Genomic DNA, 16,757 nt, shown 5'->3' with positions numbered 1-16,757 from the left:
TAGCAGCCTGATACCCTGGCTCAAACCTTTCAACCCGAGTCTGCGATGCCCCGGCCCAACCGCCATACACTCTTCCCCTTCCTCGCCTGGCTGCCACGCCAAACCCGCGCCAGCGTCGGCCGGGACGCGATGGTCGGCCTCAGCGGCGCCGTGCTCGCGCTGCCGCAGTCGATTGCCTACGCGCTGATCGCCGGTCTCCCACCTGAATACGGCTTGTACGCCGCCATCATTCCGGTATTGATCGCCTGCCTCTGGGGTTCCTCCTGGCACCTGATCTGCGGCCCGACGGCGGCGATTTCCATCGTGCTCTACGCCAGCGTCAGCCCCTTGGCCGTGCCTGGGTCTCAGGACTACATCACGTTGATCCTGTTGCTGACCTTTCTCGCCGGGGTTTTCCAGTGGCTGCTGGGGATGCTGCGCTTCGGCGCACTGGTGAATTTCGTCTCCCATTCGGTGGTACTTGGGTTCACCTTGGGCGCCGCCGTGGTGATTGCCTTGGGGCAGCTACCCAACCTGCTTGGGCTGGATTTGCCGAGCCAAGCCACGGCAATCAAAAGTTTGCTGGCGCTTATCGATCACGGCGGCGAGTGGGACCATGCCTCCCTCGTCCTAGGCTTGAGCACCTTACTGGTGGGCGCGTTGCTCAAGTACTGGGTCCCACGCTGGCCGACGCTATTGATCGCCCTGGCGTTGAGCAGCTTGGTGGCGTGGCTGTGGCCGGCGATGTTCGGGCATGTGGCGCGGGTCAGTTCGTTTGTGGGCAAGCTGCCGCCGTTCAGCCCATTGCCGCTGGACCTGGACATGCTCCTGCGCCTGCTGCCCAGTGCCGTGGCGGTGGGCATGCTGGGGCTGGTGACCAGCCTGTCGATTGCGCGCTCGTTGTCGGCGCGTTCGCAGCAATTGCTCGACGCCAACCAGGAAGTCCGTGCGCAGGGTTTATCCAATATCGTCGGCGGATTTTTCTCCGGCTACCTGTCAGCCGGTTCCTTTACCCGCTCCGGCCTGAGCTACGAAGCGGGCGCATGCTCACCCTTGGCAGGCGTGTTTTCCGCCTTGTGGGTGGCGTTGTTCGCGCTGTTCGGCGCGGTGTTGATCGCGCACATTCCAATCCCCAGCATGGCGGCGAGCATCCTGCTGATTTGCTGGGGCTTGGTGGATCATCGCGGCATTCGCGCGTTGTTCCGCGTGAGCCGTGCCGAATTTGTGGTGATGAGCCTGACGTGCGTCGCCACCTTGCTGCTGGAGCTGCAAACAGCGATTTACGCCGGGGTGCTGGCCTCGCTGTTTTTCTACCTCAAGCGCACCTCGCAGCCGCGCGTGCAGCAGTGGCGTGATGGCGACGAGGATGTGTTGCGGGTGGGGGGTTCGATCTTTTTTGGCGCCAGCCATTACCTGCAAGTGCGCCTGCAAAGCTTGCAGGGCGAGCGGGTGGTGATCGAGGCGCAGCAGATCAACTTTATCGACTATTCCGGGGTGGAGATGCTGCATCAGGAGGCGCGGCGGCTTAAGGGGTTGGGGCGTAGCCTGACGTTGCGCAGGGCCCGGCCGCAGGTGGTGGAAGAGTTAAAAAAACTTGAAGGGCCCGACAACTGCCCCCTCCATTTCGAAGACTGAACGCAGTTAAAACTGTGGGAGCTGGCTTGCCTGCGATGCAGACGACTCGGTCAGTCAGTTAGACCGAGGCGATCCAATCGCAGGCAAGCCAGCTCCCACATTTTGACCGTGCCCACATTGGCTTTGTGTCAGGCCAACTGGCGGCGCAACTCAGCCAACACCGGCGCCGAATCCGGGCGCACACCGCGCCACAGGAAGAACGCTTCCGCCGCCTGCTCCACGAGCATGCCCAAACCATCCATCGCCACGGCTGCGCCTTGCTCTGTAGCCCATCGGCAGAACGCGGTGGGCGCCTTGGCGTACATCATGTCGTAGCAGAACGTCTTACCCGGTTCGATCAGGCTGCCGGCAATCGGCGGTACATCGCCTGACAGGCTGGCGGACGTGGCATTGATGATCAGGTCCACCGGCTCACGCAGCCAGTCGAAACCGCTGGCCGACACCGGGCCCAGGTCGTCGAACAGCTCGGCGAGCAACTCGGCCTTTTCTACCGTGCGGTTGGCGATGATCAGCGACGCCGGCCGCTCGGCGAGCAACGGCTCCAGCGCCCCGCGTACCGCGCCACCGGCGCCCAGCAGCAGGATGCGTTTGCCTTGCAGGCTCAACCCGGCATTCACCATCAGGTCGCGCACCAGGCCGGCGCCGTCGGTGTTGTCACCCAGCAACGTGCCGTCGGCCAGCTTGCTCAGGGTATTCACCGCCCCGGCGCGCTGGGCGCGTTCGGTCAGGCTGTTGGCCAAACGGTAAGCGTCTTCCTTGAACGGCACGGTGACGTTGGCGCCACGGCCTTGCTGAAAAAACTCACGGGCACAGCCTGTGAAATCTTCCAGCGGCGCGAGCAAGGTGCTGTAGTCCAGTTGCTCACCGGTCTGCTCGGCAAACATGCGGTGAATCAGCGGCGACTTGCTGTGGCCGATGGGGTTGCCGAACACGACATAACGGTCCATCAGACAGCCGCCGTGGGCGTGGCGAGGCCAAGCCAGTCGCGGTCTTGCAGGAAGTAATCGGTGAGGCGCGCCTCTTCGCTGCCGGCCTCAGCCTTCCAGTCGTAACTCCAGCGTACTTGCGGCGGCAGCGACATCAGGATCGACTCAGTGCGCCCGCCCGATTGCAGGCCGAACAGGGTGCCACGGTCGTAGACGAGGTTGAACTCGACATAGCGCCCACGGCGGAACTCCTGGAATTGACGCTGCTGTTCGGTGTAAGCCATGGCCTTGCGGCGCTGCACGATCGGCAGGTAGGCGTCGATGTACGCATCGCCGATGGCGCGGATGAAGGCGAAGCAGGTGTCGAAGTCCCACTCGTTCAAGTCATCGAAGAACAGGCCGCCGATGCCGCGCGGTTCGTTACGGTGCTTGATATGGAAGTAGGTGTCGCACCACGCCTTGTAGCGCGAGTACACGTGCGGCCCGAACGGCGCGCAGGCCTGCTCGGCCACGCGGTGCCAGTGGATGCAGTCTTCTTCATTGGCGTAGTAGGGCGTGAGGTCGAAGCCGCCACCGAACCACCACACCGGTTCTTCGCCGTCTTTTTCGGCGATGAAAAAGCGCACATTGGCGTGAGACGTCGGCACATGCGGGTTGTGCGGGTGGATCACCAGCGACACGCCCAGGGCTTCGAAGCCGCGACCGGCCAGCTCAGGGCGATGGGCACTGGCGGACGGTGGGAGGCCGCTACCGAATACGTGGGAAAAGTTAACGCCGCCTTTTTCGATGACCGTGCCGTTTTCGATCACACGGGTGCGACCGCCGCCGCCGGCAGGCCGGGTCCAGGCGTCTTCGATAAAGCGAGTGTCCGTCTCGAAGGTTTCCAGGGCGCTGCAAATGCGGTCTTGCAGGTCGAGCAGGTAGGCTTTAACAGCCTCGGTGCGGGTAGTCATGGCATCACCTTGAATCGGGCAAAGCTACGCGAGGCCATTGGGCGTCGGCGGCAAATGGGCGCACAGGATACCACCGCACCCGGCTTCGCCGCAGTTGACGAAGGTCAAGCTTAGGAGTGGGATAGAGGGCTACGCGATTCGACCTCAGGAGAAGTGCAGATGGCCAAACGTATCCAGTTCCGTGCCCATGGCGGCCCCGAAGTACTTGAGTATGTGGACTACACGCCGGCAGAGCCTGGCCCGCAGCAGGTTCGTGTGCGCAACGAGGCCATTGGCCTGAACTTCATCGACACTTATTTCCGCAGTGGCCTTTATGCACCGCCCGCGCTGCCATCGGGCTTGGGCGCCGAAGGTGCCGGCGTGGTCGACGCGGTGGGCAGCGAGGTCACGCAATTCAAAGTCGGCGACCGTGTGGCCTACGGCAGCGGCCCGCTGGGTGCCTACAGCGAGCTGCATGTGTTGCCCGCAGCCAATCTGGTGCACTTGCCGGACGATATCAGTTTCGAACAAGCCGCCGGCGCGATGCTCAAGGGCCTGACCGTGCAGTACCTGCTGCGCCAGACCTATGAATTGAAGGGCGGCGAAACCATCCTGTTCCACGCCGCTGCTGGTGGCGTCGGTTCGCTGGCCTGCCAATGGGCCAAGGCCTTGGGCGTGAAGCTCATCGGCACGGTGAGTTCGCCGGAAAAAGCCGCGCTGGCCAAATCCCTCGGCGCCTGGGAAACCATCGACTACAGCAAGGAAAACGTCGTACAACGTGTACTGGAATTGACCGACGGCAAAAAGGTGCCGGTGGTGTACGACGGCGTCGGCAAGGACACTTGGCTGACCTCGCTGGACAGCGTAGCGCCACGTGGGCTGGTGGTGAGCTTCGGGAATGCATCGGGCGCGGTGGATGGGGTGAACCTGGGAATTCTGGCGGCCAAGGGCTCGCTGTATGTCACCCGGCCGACCTTGGCGACCTATGCCAGCAATCCGAAGGATCTGCAGGCGATGGCCGATGACCTGTTCTCGATGATCAAGAGCGGCAAGGTGCGCATTGATATCAACCAGCGGTTTTCGCTGGCGGATGCGGCGAAGGCGCAGACTGAGTTGTCGGGGCGGCGGACGACTGGGTCGACCATCCTCCTGCCATAAAGGCTTAAGACAGTTGTTGGTCTGAAGGGCCCCATCGCGGGCAAGCCCGCTCCCACATTTTGACTGTGTTCCTTCAGTTGGAATGCAGTCGAATGTGGGAGCCGGGCTTGCCCGCGATGGCCGCGCCTCGGTCTCAAGAAGGCCGCACCACCTCACCCGTCGCCAAATCGCGAATCAGGCTCGGGTTCTTGCGCCCACCCAAGGCGCCACCCAACACCCGATCGACCTGGCCACGGAAATACTGCTCCACGCGAAGCCGTGTGCGCGCCGCCGGGCGGCCTTGCGGGTTGGCAGACGTGGAAATCAGCGGCCCCACCAGCGAGCACAGATCCCGCACCAGCGGATGATCACTCACCCGCAGCGCCACCGTGTCATGCACACCGGTGACCCATTCAGGCAACAAGTCCTGATGCGGCACCAGCCAGGTATTAGGCCCAGGCCAGGTGCTGGCCATGCGCTCGATCCAGGTGTCCGGGAAGTCTTCAAAGAGAAAATCGAACTGGCGGATATTGTCCGCCACCAGGATCAGCCCCTTGTCCACCGACCGATTCTTGATCGCCAGCAGCCGGTCCACCGCTGCTTCATTCCACGGGTCGCAGCCAAGGCCCCAGACCGCTTCGGTCGGGTAGGCGATCACCGCGCCTGCGCGAATTTCTCGTGCGGTTTCCAGCACACGCCACCTGTTGACCATTGCTCACTCTCCGGACTAAAGCTCTGCGCAGTTTACCGATCTTCGTTACAAAACCTAGCAGCGCGCAAGCCAGCGCCCGCTTTCGCAGATCACCTGGCCTTCGAGCTCAAGCTCGGTGAGGGCCGCCAGCACTTGGGACAAAGGTCGCCCACTGGCAATGGCTAAGGCTTCACTGGTGTGAGGCGCGGCGTGCAGCAGCGCCACCAGCGGATGAGTGACCGGCATCGGTGCCGGACGGGACAGCGCCTGCCAGCCGCGTAACCCGTCCAAAATATGCTCGATGGATTCCACCAGTGTCGCGCCATCGCGGATCAACTGGTGACAGCCCTTGGCGCCGGGATGATGGATGGAACCCGGGATCGCATACACCTCACGCCCTTGCTCAGCCGCCAACCGCGCGGTGATCAGCGAACCGCTGGCCATGCTGGCTTCCACCACCAGCACGCCCAGTGACAGGCCACTGATCATCAGGTGATATAGTTTTCCGAGTGAACTTTTTGGGTCTCTACATCATGCCAAAAGCATACGCATACATCAGATATTCCCGTGCTATCCAAGCCACGGGGGATAGTGAAAACCGTCAGTTAACGGCTCTAGAACTGTTTGAGACGTCCACAGGGACCAAAATCGTGGAGGTCGTATACGACAAGGGCAAATCGGCGTTCAGGGGCGACAACGCCCGGTCTGGCAATTTCAAAGAGATGTTAGAAAGAATGCAGAGCGGCGCTATTTGCCGTGGTGACTACCTCGTTGTTGAGAGTATTGACCGTATCACCCGGCAACGTGTTCTGGACGGTGTTGAGCTTCTTCAAGGCATTCTCAAAAAAGGAATAAATATTTATACGACTGTGGATAAAAAAACCTACTCGTATAATGACCCTTCAAGAGACTTTGAAAACCTACTAATGATTAGTCTTATTGCTAAAAGGGCTAACGAGGAATCTGAAACAAAATCTGGTCGTTTGTTATCTGCTTGGAAAGCACGTAAAGCCAAAGCAAAAAATGGCGAAGTCATCATTAAAAAGGGCAAATCTGTCCCTTACGGCTTGCGTGTTGAACACGATAAGTTTGTCATTCAAAAAGAAGAACAAGAAGAAATACAAAAGCTTTTTGAATCACTGCTAAAATTTGGACTTAATACTGCAATCACGAAAATAAACGAAACGTCTCTAAAAAAATGGAATAACGGTACAGTTAATAAAATCCTTAAGAATAAAACTGTTATCGGCTGTATGGCGACACACCGCATTGAATATACCGCAGATGGTAAAGCCAGGAAAAAATTAACTGGCTTTATCGAAAACTACTATCCCAATCTTATAGAGCCGAGCTTGTTCTATAAAGTTGTTGATACTATGTCAAACCGCAAACAAAAAAACTGGTCGGGTAGAAGAACAGTAAGGGATCCATGATCCCCACATTCAAAGATCAGAGTTGATCGCCGATGCTGTCCTCCCGATTCTTTTCAGGAGCCAGCATCCTATGATGCGTCCCGACGCCAAAGTCGAAAAAGTCTACCTCTACCCCAAGCCCGTAGACTTCCGAAAATCCATTGACGGCCTCGCCGCTCTCGTCGAACTGGATATTAAAGTGGCGGTATTCGACCCCGTTCTTTTTGTTTTTCTGAATCGCCACCGCACCCGAGTGAAAATCCTTTATTGGGAGCGCAACGGCTTCTGCCTTTGGCTCAAACGCCTTGAATCCGAACGGTTCAAAACCTCTCCAGAGGCCACCGATGAGGCTATCGTATTGAGCGTCCAGGAATTGAACTGGTTGCTCGACGGCTTTGACCTCTGGCGCAACCGTCCGCATCAGGTTGTGACTCCAAGATTTGTCGCCTGACAGGTATAATCCGCGGCATGATTTCCCTGCCCGATCAACTGCCTGATGACCCTGCTGCGCTCAAGCAATTGCTTGCCTATATGCAGTCCAAGGTCGCTGTTCTCGAAGAAGAGAACGCGCTGCTTCGTCAGCGTCTATTCGGGCGCAAGTCTGAGCAAAGTGCTGATTCGACGACACCACAACTGGTGCTGTTTGACGAAGCAGAAAATGTTGCTGCACACGCCACCGACGACACCGAAGAGGACGTTGTCGGCCCGGCGAAACGCCGTGGCAAACGCAAGCCTCTGTCCGCTGACCTGCCGCGCATCGAAGTCATCCATGACCTGCCCGAACACGAACTGACCTGTGCCTGCGGTTGCCGCAAGCATGCCATCGGCGAAGAAACCAGCGAGCAGCTGGATATCGTGCCGATGCAGATCCGGGTGATCAAACATATCCGCAAGGTTTACGGCTGCCGTGGCTGCGAAACGGCCCCGGTCACCGCCGACAAACCGTCTCAGTTGATTGAAAAGAGCATGGCCAGCCCGAGCGTGTTGGCGATGTTGCTGACGACCAAGTACGTCGATGGCCTACCCCTGCATCGATTCGAAAAAGTCCTTGGCCGTCACGGCATCGATATCCCGCGCCAGACCTTGGCGCGCTGGGTGATCCAGTGCAGCGAGCATTTCCAGCCACTGCTGAACCTGATGCGTGATCGATTACTGGAAAGTCCGGTGATCCATTGCGATGAAACCCGCGTCCAGGTACTCAAGGAACCGGATCGAGACCCGACCAGCCAATCCTGGATGTGGGTACAAGCCAGCGGCCCGCCGTATCGCAAAGTCGTATTGTTTGATTACACCTCCAGCCGAGCGCAGGATGTGCCATTGCGTCTGCTGGAAAGTTATCGCGGTTACGTGATGACTGATGATTACGCGGGTTACAACGCATTGGCGTTGCAACCGGGTGTGGAGCGGCTGGCGTGTATGGCTCATGCGCGGCGCAAGTTCGTGGACGCACAAAAAGTGCAGCCAAAGGGCAAGACTGGGCGTGCCGATATCGCGCTGGCGATGATCAATAAGCTTTACGGCGTCGAGCGTGATCTCAAGGACGTCAGCGATGAACAGCGGTTCACCGGTCGTCAGGAAAAGAGCCTGCCGATCCTGGGCCAACTGAAAAGCTGGGTGGATAAAACCCAATCCCAAGTGACGCCGCAAAGTGCGCTGGGCAAGGCAGTTAATTATCTGGCGAACAACTGGAGTCGGCTGGAGCGTTACGTTGAGGCTGGTTTTTTACCGATCGACAACAACGCGGCAGAGCGCGCAATAAAGCCGTTTGTTATTGGACGCAAGGCTTGGCTGTTCAGCGACACACCCAAAGGGGCGAGCGCCAGTGCGCAGATCTATAGTTTGGTCGAGACCGCGAAGATCAACGGCCAAGAGCCCTATACGTGGCTGCGCCACGTACTGGAGCGGCTACCGCATGTGTCGACGGTAGAAGACTACGAAGCGTTGTTACCATGGAACTGCTCACCGGAAATGCCACGGTAAACGAACAACCCATCTTGCGGTAGGTGTCCTTCATGGATCGGATACGAAGAACAGAGCAGGACTTCAATATTTTCAAGCATTGCATATATTGCGAGCAATGCGGTGGAAAAATGTACTACGACCACAGAGGCAGTAGGTACAAGGAAAAAATATACCCGTTTTTTAAATGCGATAATGCACGGATTCAAAAGCATATCTGCACAGCAGATAACATAAGGTTTGAATACGTTTTCGGTTCGTTATTAGAATGCATATATCTTGTCAATCGAGTAGCGACAGGTATCACAAAAGATTTTAAAGGAATTTCGACCCAAGCTCGGTATCTGAATCCTAGGATAAAGAATCTATTAAAAATCGATGATAGCCAACAGAGTATTGAACTGGAAGAAAAGCGGAAAAAGCTAGTCGCTTCCAGAACAAAGCTCGACGGCATGAATCTCCGAATGATTGAGGCGGACTACAACGTACCAACAGAATACATGCGTCAAATGTCGAGTTTGGAATTAGAGATTGAATCACTTAAAAAATCTATTGCTCTTCTTGATGACGCTGGCAGCGACGGTATAAACATTGAAGACACTCAAACAATAATTGACCTGTTTCAGACAGATGATGGCAGGGCTAAACTCAATCGATTTTTTAAATCGAACGATATTGTATTCTATGCTTCACATATTAAGAGTACACATAGCACGGTATTCAGAATGCACCGCAAAAATTCGAATGTAGATGAGCGTATTAGTGGGACGACAAAAGTATTCCCTTTGAAAAATATTCTCCAAGAATTTGGTCTCGGGGATTTACAGACAATGTTCGACCTTAAAACAAATTGATAATCCAGCCCTCAAAAACCAGAATTAAAATTCTGATTTTTCGAGGACTCAAATTTAAGGCGTGAGGTCTATGAAAGAGTTTCTAATCGAGGATTATCTGAATAGTGATTCTGATATTCAAGCACTCTTGAATATTGTCATTGAGGAAGGTAGTCAGCAAGGTCTGATAGCGTGCATAAGAGCAATCGTCCGCGTCAAAAGCATTGATCTAAATCTTGATGACAGCTTCGTCTCTATTCAAAAAGCATTGCAGGCTATAGGGTATAAGTTTGTCGTCGAGAAGCTAGATACCTAATTCTTCTCAATACCCTATTTAGCCATTTCAATATGTTATTCTAAATATGTGAGGTAATAAGTAACTCGCTACACTTTCCGACACACTTTTGCTGCGCAAAAGATGAGTCTCCAAGTTTCACTCGTGCTTGTCAGCAGGACAGAAGCCAAAGCAAAAGCAACGCAAGTGCAAAAAACATCACACGAAACTGATTAAAAAATATCGCGATGCTCATTATTTTTTATCCAGTTTCTTCGGATAGCTTTGCAAAAAATGTCGCTCTATCGCTCATAATTTTTTTCAAATTAATCACAAAAGGAAAACTAAAAAACTAAAAACCGGTGAACATAATGGCTACAAAAAAAACAGTAACGATGATTTACAAACATCTAAATTTTCAAAATGACAGACTCGGAAAATCCAAGCTTCTAAAGAGTCTCGCTCACTCGCTCCGCATTTCCCCATCTGATAAAAACAAAATAAACAAAACAAAAGCGTTGGAGTGGGATGAAGACCTAGCTCATACAAATTTAATTTTTGCGGCTCATTTAGGTTCAAAACCAGTTCGACTGGACAGTCTAACAGAAGAGCAAAAAGTAAAAATTCAAACCGGATTTATCGGTAAAATCAATGACGAGCAAAAACAAAAAGATAGTAATTCCGAGACTCTTGACACGTTAAGAAAGTATAAAGCGAAAGTAAATAAATGGTCAAAATCAATCACTGATAATACCGACCCGATAAAGATTTTTCTCGATAAAATTCTCGATGAAAAAAGCTTTGTTCAGATAGATAGTGAGATTAATACTTTAACCCAATTTGAGTTTGCCCGCAAAAATCAAAAGACTGAAACAGTCAGAAAGTTTTTAGAGCTACACAATGAAGTTATCGAAAATAAATCTGACATTTCTCGAAATAAAATTTTTATACAAGAAGCTTTTTTCAAAATCCCTTCGCACAATAACGTCAACATATCAACTTCCGATTTGGTGACTAATATTCATTCGTTCTACAAGGATAATTTTCCAGACTACCCAGTAAAGCTAATCGTTTTTCACGGCGACGAGGTTGGAAATCACCCACACATTTTCATAGGCGCAAAGAATCAACGCACTGGAAAATACGATTTGCTAACTGCGCAAAAGAACTTTGTAAATGACAATATTGAAAAGCTAAAAGATGAATATCCTGACGCTAAAAGGTTAGATTTTTCAGAAAGAGATTACTCTGCAAAAAAACTTCAAGCACAATATTTCCAAACGTTGTTTTATCAACATTCAAACAAGATGCTTAATAAGTACGATATTGAAGCAAAAAAACTTGAAAAGACAAAAGAAAATAATGCTCGAATGGCGTTGATTGAAGCAGATGCTAAAAAGCCTAAAATCGAACGTGAATATAGTTTCTTTAATGCCAAGAAGGTAGAAAGCAATAAAGACCTATCAGATATACAAAAAGCAATCTCCGAAGCGCGAGAAGAACTATGTACTTTAAATGAAAACCTTCCAGCGCTTCGTGATGAAAGTTCTAATCTTAAACAATCAAATATTGAGTTGAAACGCAAGAATGAGGAATTAACTCCACTTTCTAAACGTTACGATAATATGAAACAAGATTTTGATGAGATGGAACCTAAATACAATCACATGCTTACGAATTATCAAGAGATTGTAAATAAAGCAAAGACACAGATTAAGGATGGAATTAGAGAAATCCTCACGGTCATGTGGGGACTACAAGCATGGGGGAAAGAGAGATTCACCTTCGGAATGTTTAATAAAAAAATGAAGGGAGAACCAAACGATTTAAAGGAGTTCGATGAAAGCATAGAAAAGCTTGTTCGTCTTACAGCTGACGAGGCTTTGGATACATATATTGATACTGATTTTCTCACACCCAAAGAGCCGATAGCACAAAGCTTCAAAGCGAAAGTAATTGAAGAAAGAAACCACCCCGAACGTCGAGAAAGAAAATTATACATTGATAAAGAAATAGATATATACGACAAAGCTTTTAATACAAAAAAATCAAACGTTGAAATTGCTAGGGAGCTATTTGACGAACAAGAAATTGAACAGCATCGTGAGCAAAAGAAAAATACTACCCATTCGATAAAGCCATGAAATGGATTGATGAGCTTACAACCAGCGGTGTCAGAAGCGGAAGCGTCGCAGACTTGCTTTTGACTTTGCTTTTATATGGATAACTTTCTATTTAATTGAAAGTTACATAAAAGCGACATTTATTCACATATGCGACATTCTTATATAAAAGCGACAACTTAATTCATAGACAATAAAAAAGAGCCCCTAGGCTCTTTCTTTTTAGTTTTAAAAGTTATAATTAAATCACCACAACTAATTATAACTATGCACTCACAATATAACTATAACATTTCAGTTTTACAAAGCAATTCTAAACCTCATGTTTTTTCAAGTATTTTTGAACCTTTGAATTATCATGTTCAATCCGAAAAAGAATTAAAAGAATCCCCTAACTCATCTAAAGTCTCCATATGCCTTAAAGGCGAACAGTACAAAAACGGCTTTGAACAAAATACTATCGCAGTTCAAAAACTCAAAGATGCGCTTTTTAAATTTGGCAATGCCGTTGATTGCTACATAACATCTAATCAATTTTATTACGGTCGTAGCGAAGCAAAACTGTGCAATCTCGTCATGTTCTCCTGCGATTTAGACACTTACAAAACAGACAAATACAAAAATACTACTCATGATGAATTGATACGTGATGTGAAAGCTGTTTGCATTGCTAACAATTTACCTTTCCCAACAATCATTATGTACTCGGGAAACGGCTATTATTTAAAGTGGATATTCACTGAAAAAGTCAGAGTTTTTCAAGCTCCAAAAATCCAGAAGTCAACCTCAACTACTACTAAAAAATGGAAAATAGCGCAGCGAGTAATAAACAAATTGTTTGAAGAGTTTGGTTCTGATACCAAAGCCCTAGATGTAGCGCGTCTATTGCGTCTCTGTGGAACGATTAACAGCAAGACAGGCAAGCGTGCTGAACTACTAGAAACGCATGACAAGCATAGCTTTGACTACATGCTAGGCGTGCTTAAAGCTCACACAACGCAAGAAGACCAGGATGGCGTACTACCGAAGCAGAACAAAGTTAAAGCTCCCCAGATAAAGGCTGTGAAGCTTAAAAGTGATAATAAATCGTTGATAGCGATTAATGACGTTGAAAAGCGTGATGCAAATCCTAATTTCATAGCTAAAAATACAAGAAGCTTGGCAAAAGCAAGATACGATGACTTGTTAAAATTAATCGAAATCAGGGGCGATATTGTTGGTGAGCGAATGAGCTTTTTGTTTTGGCTCTGTAATTTTCAGTCTATTACCGGAAAGATGAATTATTTAGAATTTGAAGAGCAAGCGACAAAGCTAGGTAACAAGATATTCAAAGACACTGATTGGCGCTTTGCGGACTTGTCAACGCTTGAAGATAAGCTTAAAGAATACAATCTTAAAACCACTACAAAAATAGGTAATAAATCATACATCCCTTTATATACACCGAAGAACGATACTCTAATAAGTATTTTCAATATCAGTGAGGATGAGCAAAAAAGCTTGAAAACTATCATATCGGCTGATGAAAAAAGAAGAAGGAACAAAGACCGAAAAACACTAATGAGGCGTTCACTAGGTATGAAAGAACAGGAGGGCGACAAAGAAAAGAAACCTTGGATTTCGCTTGGAGTCGGAAGAACAAAATATTACGAGATGAAGAAAAATGGCCTTATTTAGAAGGCTTTTTTTATGCGCGGACTTTTTGTCCTGTTTACTATAAAAAAAAGAGAGAAAAAGAGTCTTTCTTACAAGCGAACATCAAAAGCCAAAGCAAAGTCAAGAGCAAAAAACACAAAAGCTATTCCGCTATACATTGCTCCGTACATGCCCGTGTCTAGACGTTAAGTTCAGGTTCTCTATTGAACAGCAAAATAAATGGTAAAATCAGAGTATAACAAATGCTTATATTATGTATCCCAAAACTAAATCTATCCAAAAGCAATTAGAGGCACATAAAGAATGCTACTGGATGAGCCATTACCCAGACGCTACGTTTATCAATCACATTGATTTTAATGTTTATGAAAAGAACATCGGCAAGTGGTGCCTAAAGCTTCTAAAAGAAAACACACACAAAAAAACGTTCGGCGTATGGCGCAAAAGACAATATCAAGGTATTCGTTGGGTTGAGATTTTCACAAAAGAACAGGCAGCGGCTATGCAAGCGGCGATTGATGAAAGAAAAGCCAATAGAAAAACACACAAATTCTAATCAAGAGCCCTTCGGGCTTTTTTAGTAATATGGGTTTGTCGGTAATGTATAAGTTTTTACAATCACGCCTTTACTTAAATAAGTTGGGTTTCTCCAGAATTTATCGTCTTGGTCTTTCCAAAGCGTCTTGGCTTGCTCACAACTTCCGGTCTTAAAATTAAATGAATGACTTATTTGAAGTAGCGTACTACCGCTCTCATTGAATTTGTCTTTGTTTTTACAATCACGAGATGCAGCTTGATAGGCTCTTTCAGACTCTTTTCTTTCTTTATCTGTCATTTTATCTTTTGCTGATATTTTAGTTTCAATAACAGTTCCGACAGGGACATTGCTTGTGTTTTCAAAATAGCCAACCCTTACTGCAATGCAGAGACCAACAAGCACAAGAATAAATTTAAAGAAGTCTTCCATGTGTAATTATTTTTATTATATGTCTTGAATAATAGCATTTTTATTTGCGTCTAACTCTGGTTGCTGCGAGTATCAAATAATATTTATTGTAATCTCTGCTTTACCGTTTTAAGATATGTGTACTTTTAATCCATTATTTAGAGCTTTGAAAATGGCACGCGAAAAAGAGAATGAACAAAAAGCCGCTATGATTTTGGTGTCAAGTGCAGTTATTAGTGTGATAATTGGGTTTGCCTCTGGCAGTGTAGCCACTGCATTCGGTTCGTTTCTTGGTATTGCACTAGTGTTTGCACTAGTGTTTGCACTAGTAGGCACCGTTCTGGATAAATAAACGGCATTTTTACTTTTTTAGTGGGTGTGTATTAACCTACTAAATTTTCTACAAATTCATCCAGTCATTGCAATTGTAAGACCTGTAAACCTAGTCCCCCAGGTCAACGCTACTAGAAGGCTGATTACAGCGCCAACACACAACCAAAACCGCTTGGCTGTGTATGAGGGTCAAAATGGTATGTCATCGTCGAAAGAGTCAAATGTCTTGTCTTTGGTTTTGCTTGGTCTCACAGCAGGCGTGGGTTTCCTAGAAGCCTTTAACTTTGTTTCATTAGTTAAAATGTATTCTAATCCATCAGGTGTTATAGAGTATGTGTAGTACTCGTGCATGTTGTAGGCGCGTACTTCTTTTTCAATAAGGCCTAACCTTTCTATCTTAATAATTGCAATGGAGCTGAAATCGCTCTGACGAGAATCATTAAATATCTCATTCGAAGCTACGCCCTCCACACTATGAAGTCCTTTTTCGAAAATTTCTAATAGTAGACGTAACTCGGTATCACCAACTTCGTAATCGAAACCAGTTTTTTTGGTTTGAGCCTTAATGATCTCAATATCATCCGTAGCTAAACCTAGTCGTACAATCTCTTTCTTAACTTTATTGCACGGTGCGCCAACTGCCTGCGTTAAGTCCTTATCTGAACGGTTACCATCGTAGTCAGCCGGAGTTAGACCTAGCAGGTCAGTAGGGAAGTGAAGTTCAATATCCCTAGGCTTAATAATAAAGCAGCGTTCTTTTGTTAGCCTGCCGATGAAAAGGCCAAGTTCGAATAGGACGTTATCCCTTACTACAATATGGCTCTGCTCTCGAATAGTTGATACGTCATCAGGGGTGAAAACGAATATCGCAAAGTCTACCGTTCGAGACTTTTCCATCAAACTGTCTATTGTATTGCTGGACAGACTGAACCCGGCCTTCCAATGCACAATCTCGGAGTCATAGTCGAGGCACTCATTGATAGCATTAGCTACACCAAGGCCTTCAACTGAAGAGGCCAAAAATATCCGAGGTTTCCTCATTTTTACCGATCCGTGTGCGTGGCGAATTGACCATTTTTTGAGCATAGCGAAATGCCTCCATCATCACCACTATGTTGCTCACATGCAGGTGAATTTGTTAGATTTTTCACTCGGATAAATCGTTTACCGAATCATGATCCGGTTGCGCCGGGGGAAGTTCGCGGCCTGGGGCGCAGCATCCAGCGGAAACTCGGAAACCACCGCGCTGCCTTGGGCAATCATCGCGACGGCGAGCTTTCGGTGGCGCTGTGGATAAAAGTTTTCAAGCCCAGTGCCGAGCACACCGATTGTCTGGCCGCCAACGTCCAGGGCTGCCTGATGCGCCGCGCCATCTATGCCCAACGCGAGGCCACTGGTGATGACAAAACCAGCACTCGCCAGGCTGCGGGAAAAGGCGGCGGCAGTGTCCATGCCGGGGCGCGAAGCACGGCGGCTGCCGACCATGGCCAACTGCGGTTTTTCGAGGATTTTCGGGTCGCCGGCGACGAATAACAACGGTGGCGCGTCGTCTATCTGGGCGAGCAAGGCAGGGTACTCAGGCTGGTCCCACATCAGCAAATGCTGGGCCGGGTGCTCCAACCACGCCAAAGCGTGAGCGGCACCGTCACGAATTTCAGGGCTACGCCGGGCATCGGCGCTGATGGCCGGCAACCCGAGGGAACGCCAAGCACTGGCCGGGGCGCTGATGGCCTTTGAAGCAGACCCAAACGCCTCGATCAATACACCAAAACGCTTGGGGCCCAGTTCTGGCAGCCTGTGCAAGCGTAGTCGGGCTTCCAGTTCTGACGGGGAAATTTCACTGCTGTTTATCGGATACATTTGATCATCCTTGACCGGAACAAGCTGTGGATAACTCTGTTGGTAACTTATTTAGCAGCCT

At 49.5% G+C, this 16,757-nt stretch carries 15 protein-coding genes and 2 pseudogenes; 10 read left to right on the top strand and 7 right to left on the bottom strand.

The window, feature by feature from the left end; genetic code table 11:
* The first annotated feature begins 45 nt into the window (after positions 1–45).
* Positions 46–1,614, top strand: a complete 1,569-nt coding sequence (locus KZH41_RS01285) for a SulP family inorganic anion transporter (RefSeq protein ID WP_094949718.1) — start codon at positions 46–48, stop codon at positions 1,612–1,614.
* Positions 1,615–1,742: 128 nt separating this feature from the next.
* Here the strand turns inward: KZH41_RS01285 and aroE are convergent, their stop codons facing one another.
* Together aroE and hemF are read right to left on the bottom strand one after the other, a co-directional pair.
* Positions 1,743–2,561, bottom strand: coding sequence for a shikimate dehydrogenase (gene aroE, locus KZH41_RS01280; RefSeq protein WP_263274240.1), 819 nt, complete (start codon positions 2,559–2,561; stop codon positions 1,743–1,745).
* On the bottom strand, positions 2,561–3,493 hold the full coding sequence (gene hemF / locus KZH41_RS01275; protein WP_094949720.1) for an oxygen-dependent coproporphyrinogen oxidase: 933 nt from the start codon (positions 3,491–3,493) through the stop codon (positions 2,561–2,563). The genes aroE and hemF overlap by 1 nt, the downstream gene beginning before the upstream one ends.
* Positions 3,494–3,652: 159 nt before the next feature.
* Between hemF and KZH41_RS01270 the strand changes: the two genes are divergently transcribed.
* Positions 3,653–4,630: an NADPH:quinone reductase gene (locus KZH41_RS01270; protein WP_242153675.1), complete on the top strand. Its 978-nt coding sequence runs from the start codon at positions 3,653–3,655 to the stop codon at positions 4,628–4,630.
* A gap of 133 nt (positions 4,631–4,763) precedes the next feature.
* Here KZH41_RS01270 and KZH41_RS01265 read toward each other — a convergent pair whose 3' ends face one another.
* Both KZH41_RS01265 and KZH41_RS01260 read right to left on the bottom strand, forming a co-directional pair.
* Complete coding sequence (locus tag KZH41_RS01265) at positions 4,764–5,321, bottom strand: L-threonylcarbamoyladenylate synthase (protein WP_094949722.1); 558 nt, start codon at positions 5,319–5,321, stop codon at positions 4,764–4,766.
* A 54-nt stretch (positions 5,322–5,375) separates the two neighbouring features.
* Positions 5,376–5,789 (bottom strand): annotated as a pseudogene (locus tag KZH41_RS01260) (DNA-processing protein DprA); the annotation flags it as partial.
* Between the two features lie 44 nt (positions 5,790–5,833).
* On the opposite strand from KZH41_RS01260, the gene KZH41_RS01255 reads away from it, so the two are divergent.
* The 8 genes from KZH41_RS01255 (at position 5,834) to KZH41_RS01220 (ending at position 14,113) form a co-directional block, all read left to right on the top strand.
* Positions 5,834–6,733 carry a recombinase family protein gene (locus tag KZH41_RS01255; RefSeq protein ID WP_263274239.1) on the top strand — a complete coding sequence of 300 codons (900 nt, stop codon included), beginning with the start codon at positions 5,834–5,836 and terminating at the stop codon, positions 6,731–6,733.
* A gap of 70 nt (positions 6,734–6,803) precedes the next feature.
* Positions 6,804–7,163, top strand: a complete 360-nt coding sequence (tnpB, locus tag KZH41_RS01250; protein ID WP_242151908.1) for an IS66 family insertion sequence element accessory protein TnpB — start codon at positions 6,804–6,806, stop codon at positions 7,161–7,163.
* A gap of 17 nt (positions 7,164–7,180) precedes the next feature.
* On the top strand, positions 7,181–8,692 hold the full coding sequence (gene tnpC / locus KZH41_RS01245; RefSeq protein ID WP_263273809.1) for an IS66 family transposase: 1,512 nt from the start codon (positions 7,181–7,183) through the stop codon (positions 8,690–8,692).
* Positions 8,693–8,724: 32 nt separating this feature from the next.
* On the top strand, positions 8,725–9,525 hold the full coding sequence (locus tag KZH41_RS01240; RefSeq protein WP_263274238.1) for a zinc ribbon domain-containing protein: 801 nt from the start codon (positions 8,725–8,727) through the stop codon (positions 9,523–9,525).
* A gap of 70 nt (positions 9,526–9,595) precedes the next feature.
* Complete coding sequence (locus KZH41_RS01235; RefSeq protein ID WP_263274237.1) at positions 9,596–9,820, top strand: hypothetical protein; 225 nt, start codon at positions 9,596–9,598, stop codon at positions 9,818–9,820.
* Between the two features lie 329 nt (positions 9,821–10,149).
* A complete protein-coding gene (locus tag KZH41_RS01230) occupies positions 10,150–11,922 on the top strand; it encodes a hypothetical protein (RefSeq protein ID WP_263274236.1) in 1,773 nt (590 codons plus the stop codon).
* Positions 11,923–12,168: 246 nt separating this feature from the next.
* Positions 12,169–13,578 (top strand): hypothetical protein, encoded by a 1,410-nt coding sequence (locus KZH41_RS01225; protein ID WP_263274235.1) that lies wholly within the window; start codon positions 12,169–12,171, stop codon positions 13,576–13,578.
* Positions 13,579–13,870: 292 nt separating this feature from the next.
* Complete coding sequence (locus KZH41_RS01220) at positions 13,871–14,113, top strand: hypothetical protein (protein ID WP_263274234.1); 243 nt, start codon at positions 13,871–13,873, stop codon at positions 14,111–14,113.
* A gap of 21 nt (positions 14,114–14,134) precedes the next feature.
* Here KZH41_RS01220 and KZH41_RS01215 read toward each other — a convergent pair whose 3' ends face one another.
* The 3 genes and pseudogenes from KZH41_RS01215 to KZH41_RS01205 form a co-directional block, all read right to left on the bottom strand.
* Positions 14,135–14,524, bottom strand: coding sequence for a hypothetical protein (locus KZH41_RS01215; RefSeq protein WP_263274233.1), 390 nt, complete (start codon positions 14,522–14,524; stop codon positions 14,135–14,137).
* Between the two features lie 501 nt (positions 14,525–15,025).
* A complete protein-coding gene (locus tag KZH41_RS01210; protein WP_263274232.1) occupies positions 15,026–15,922 on the bottom strand; it encodes a nucleotide-binding protein in 897 nt (298 codons plus the stop codon).
* Positions 15,923–16,009: 87 nt separating this feature from the next.
* Positions 16,010–16,696, bottom strand: a pseudogene (locus tag KZH41_RS01205) (DNA-processing protein DprA); the annotation flags it as partial.
* Positions 16,697–16,757: the final 61 nt, after the last annotated feature.

It is taken from the genome of Pseudomonas sp. YeP6b (genome assembly GCF_025642995.1).
Taxonomy (GTDB): domain Bacteria; phylum Pseudomonadota; class Gammaproteobacteria; order Pseudomonadales; family Pseudomonadaceae; genus Aquipseudomonas.
Note: the sequence above shows the minus strand (reverse complement) of the source record. Positions and strands in the feature narration are given on the sequence as shown.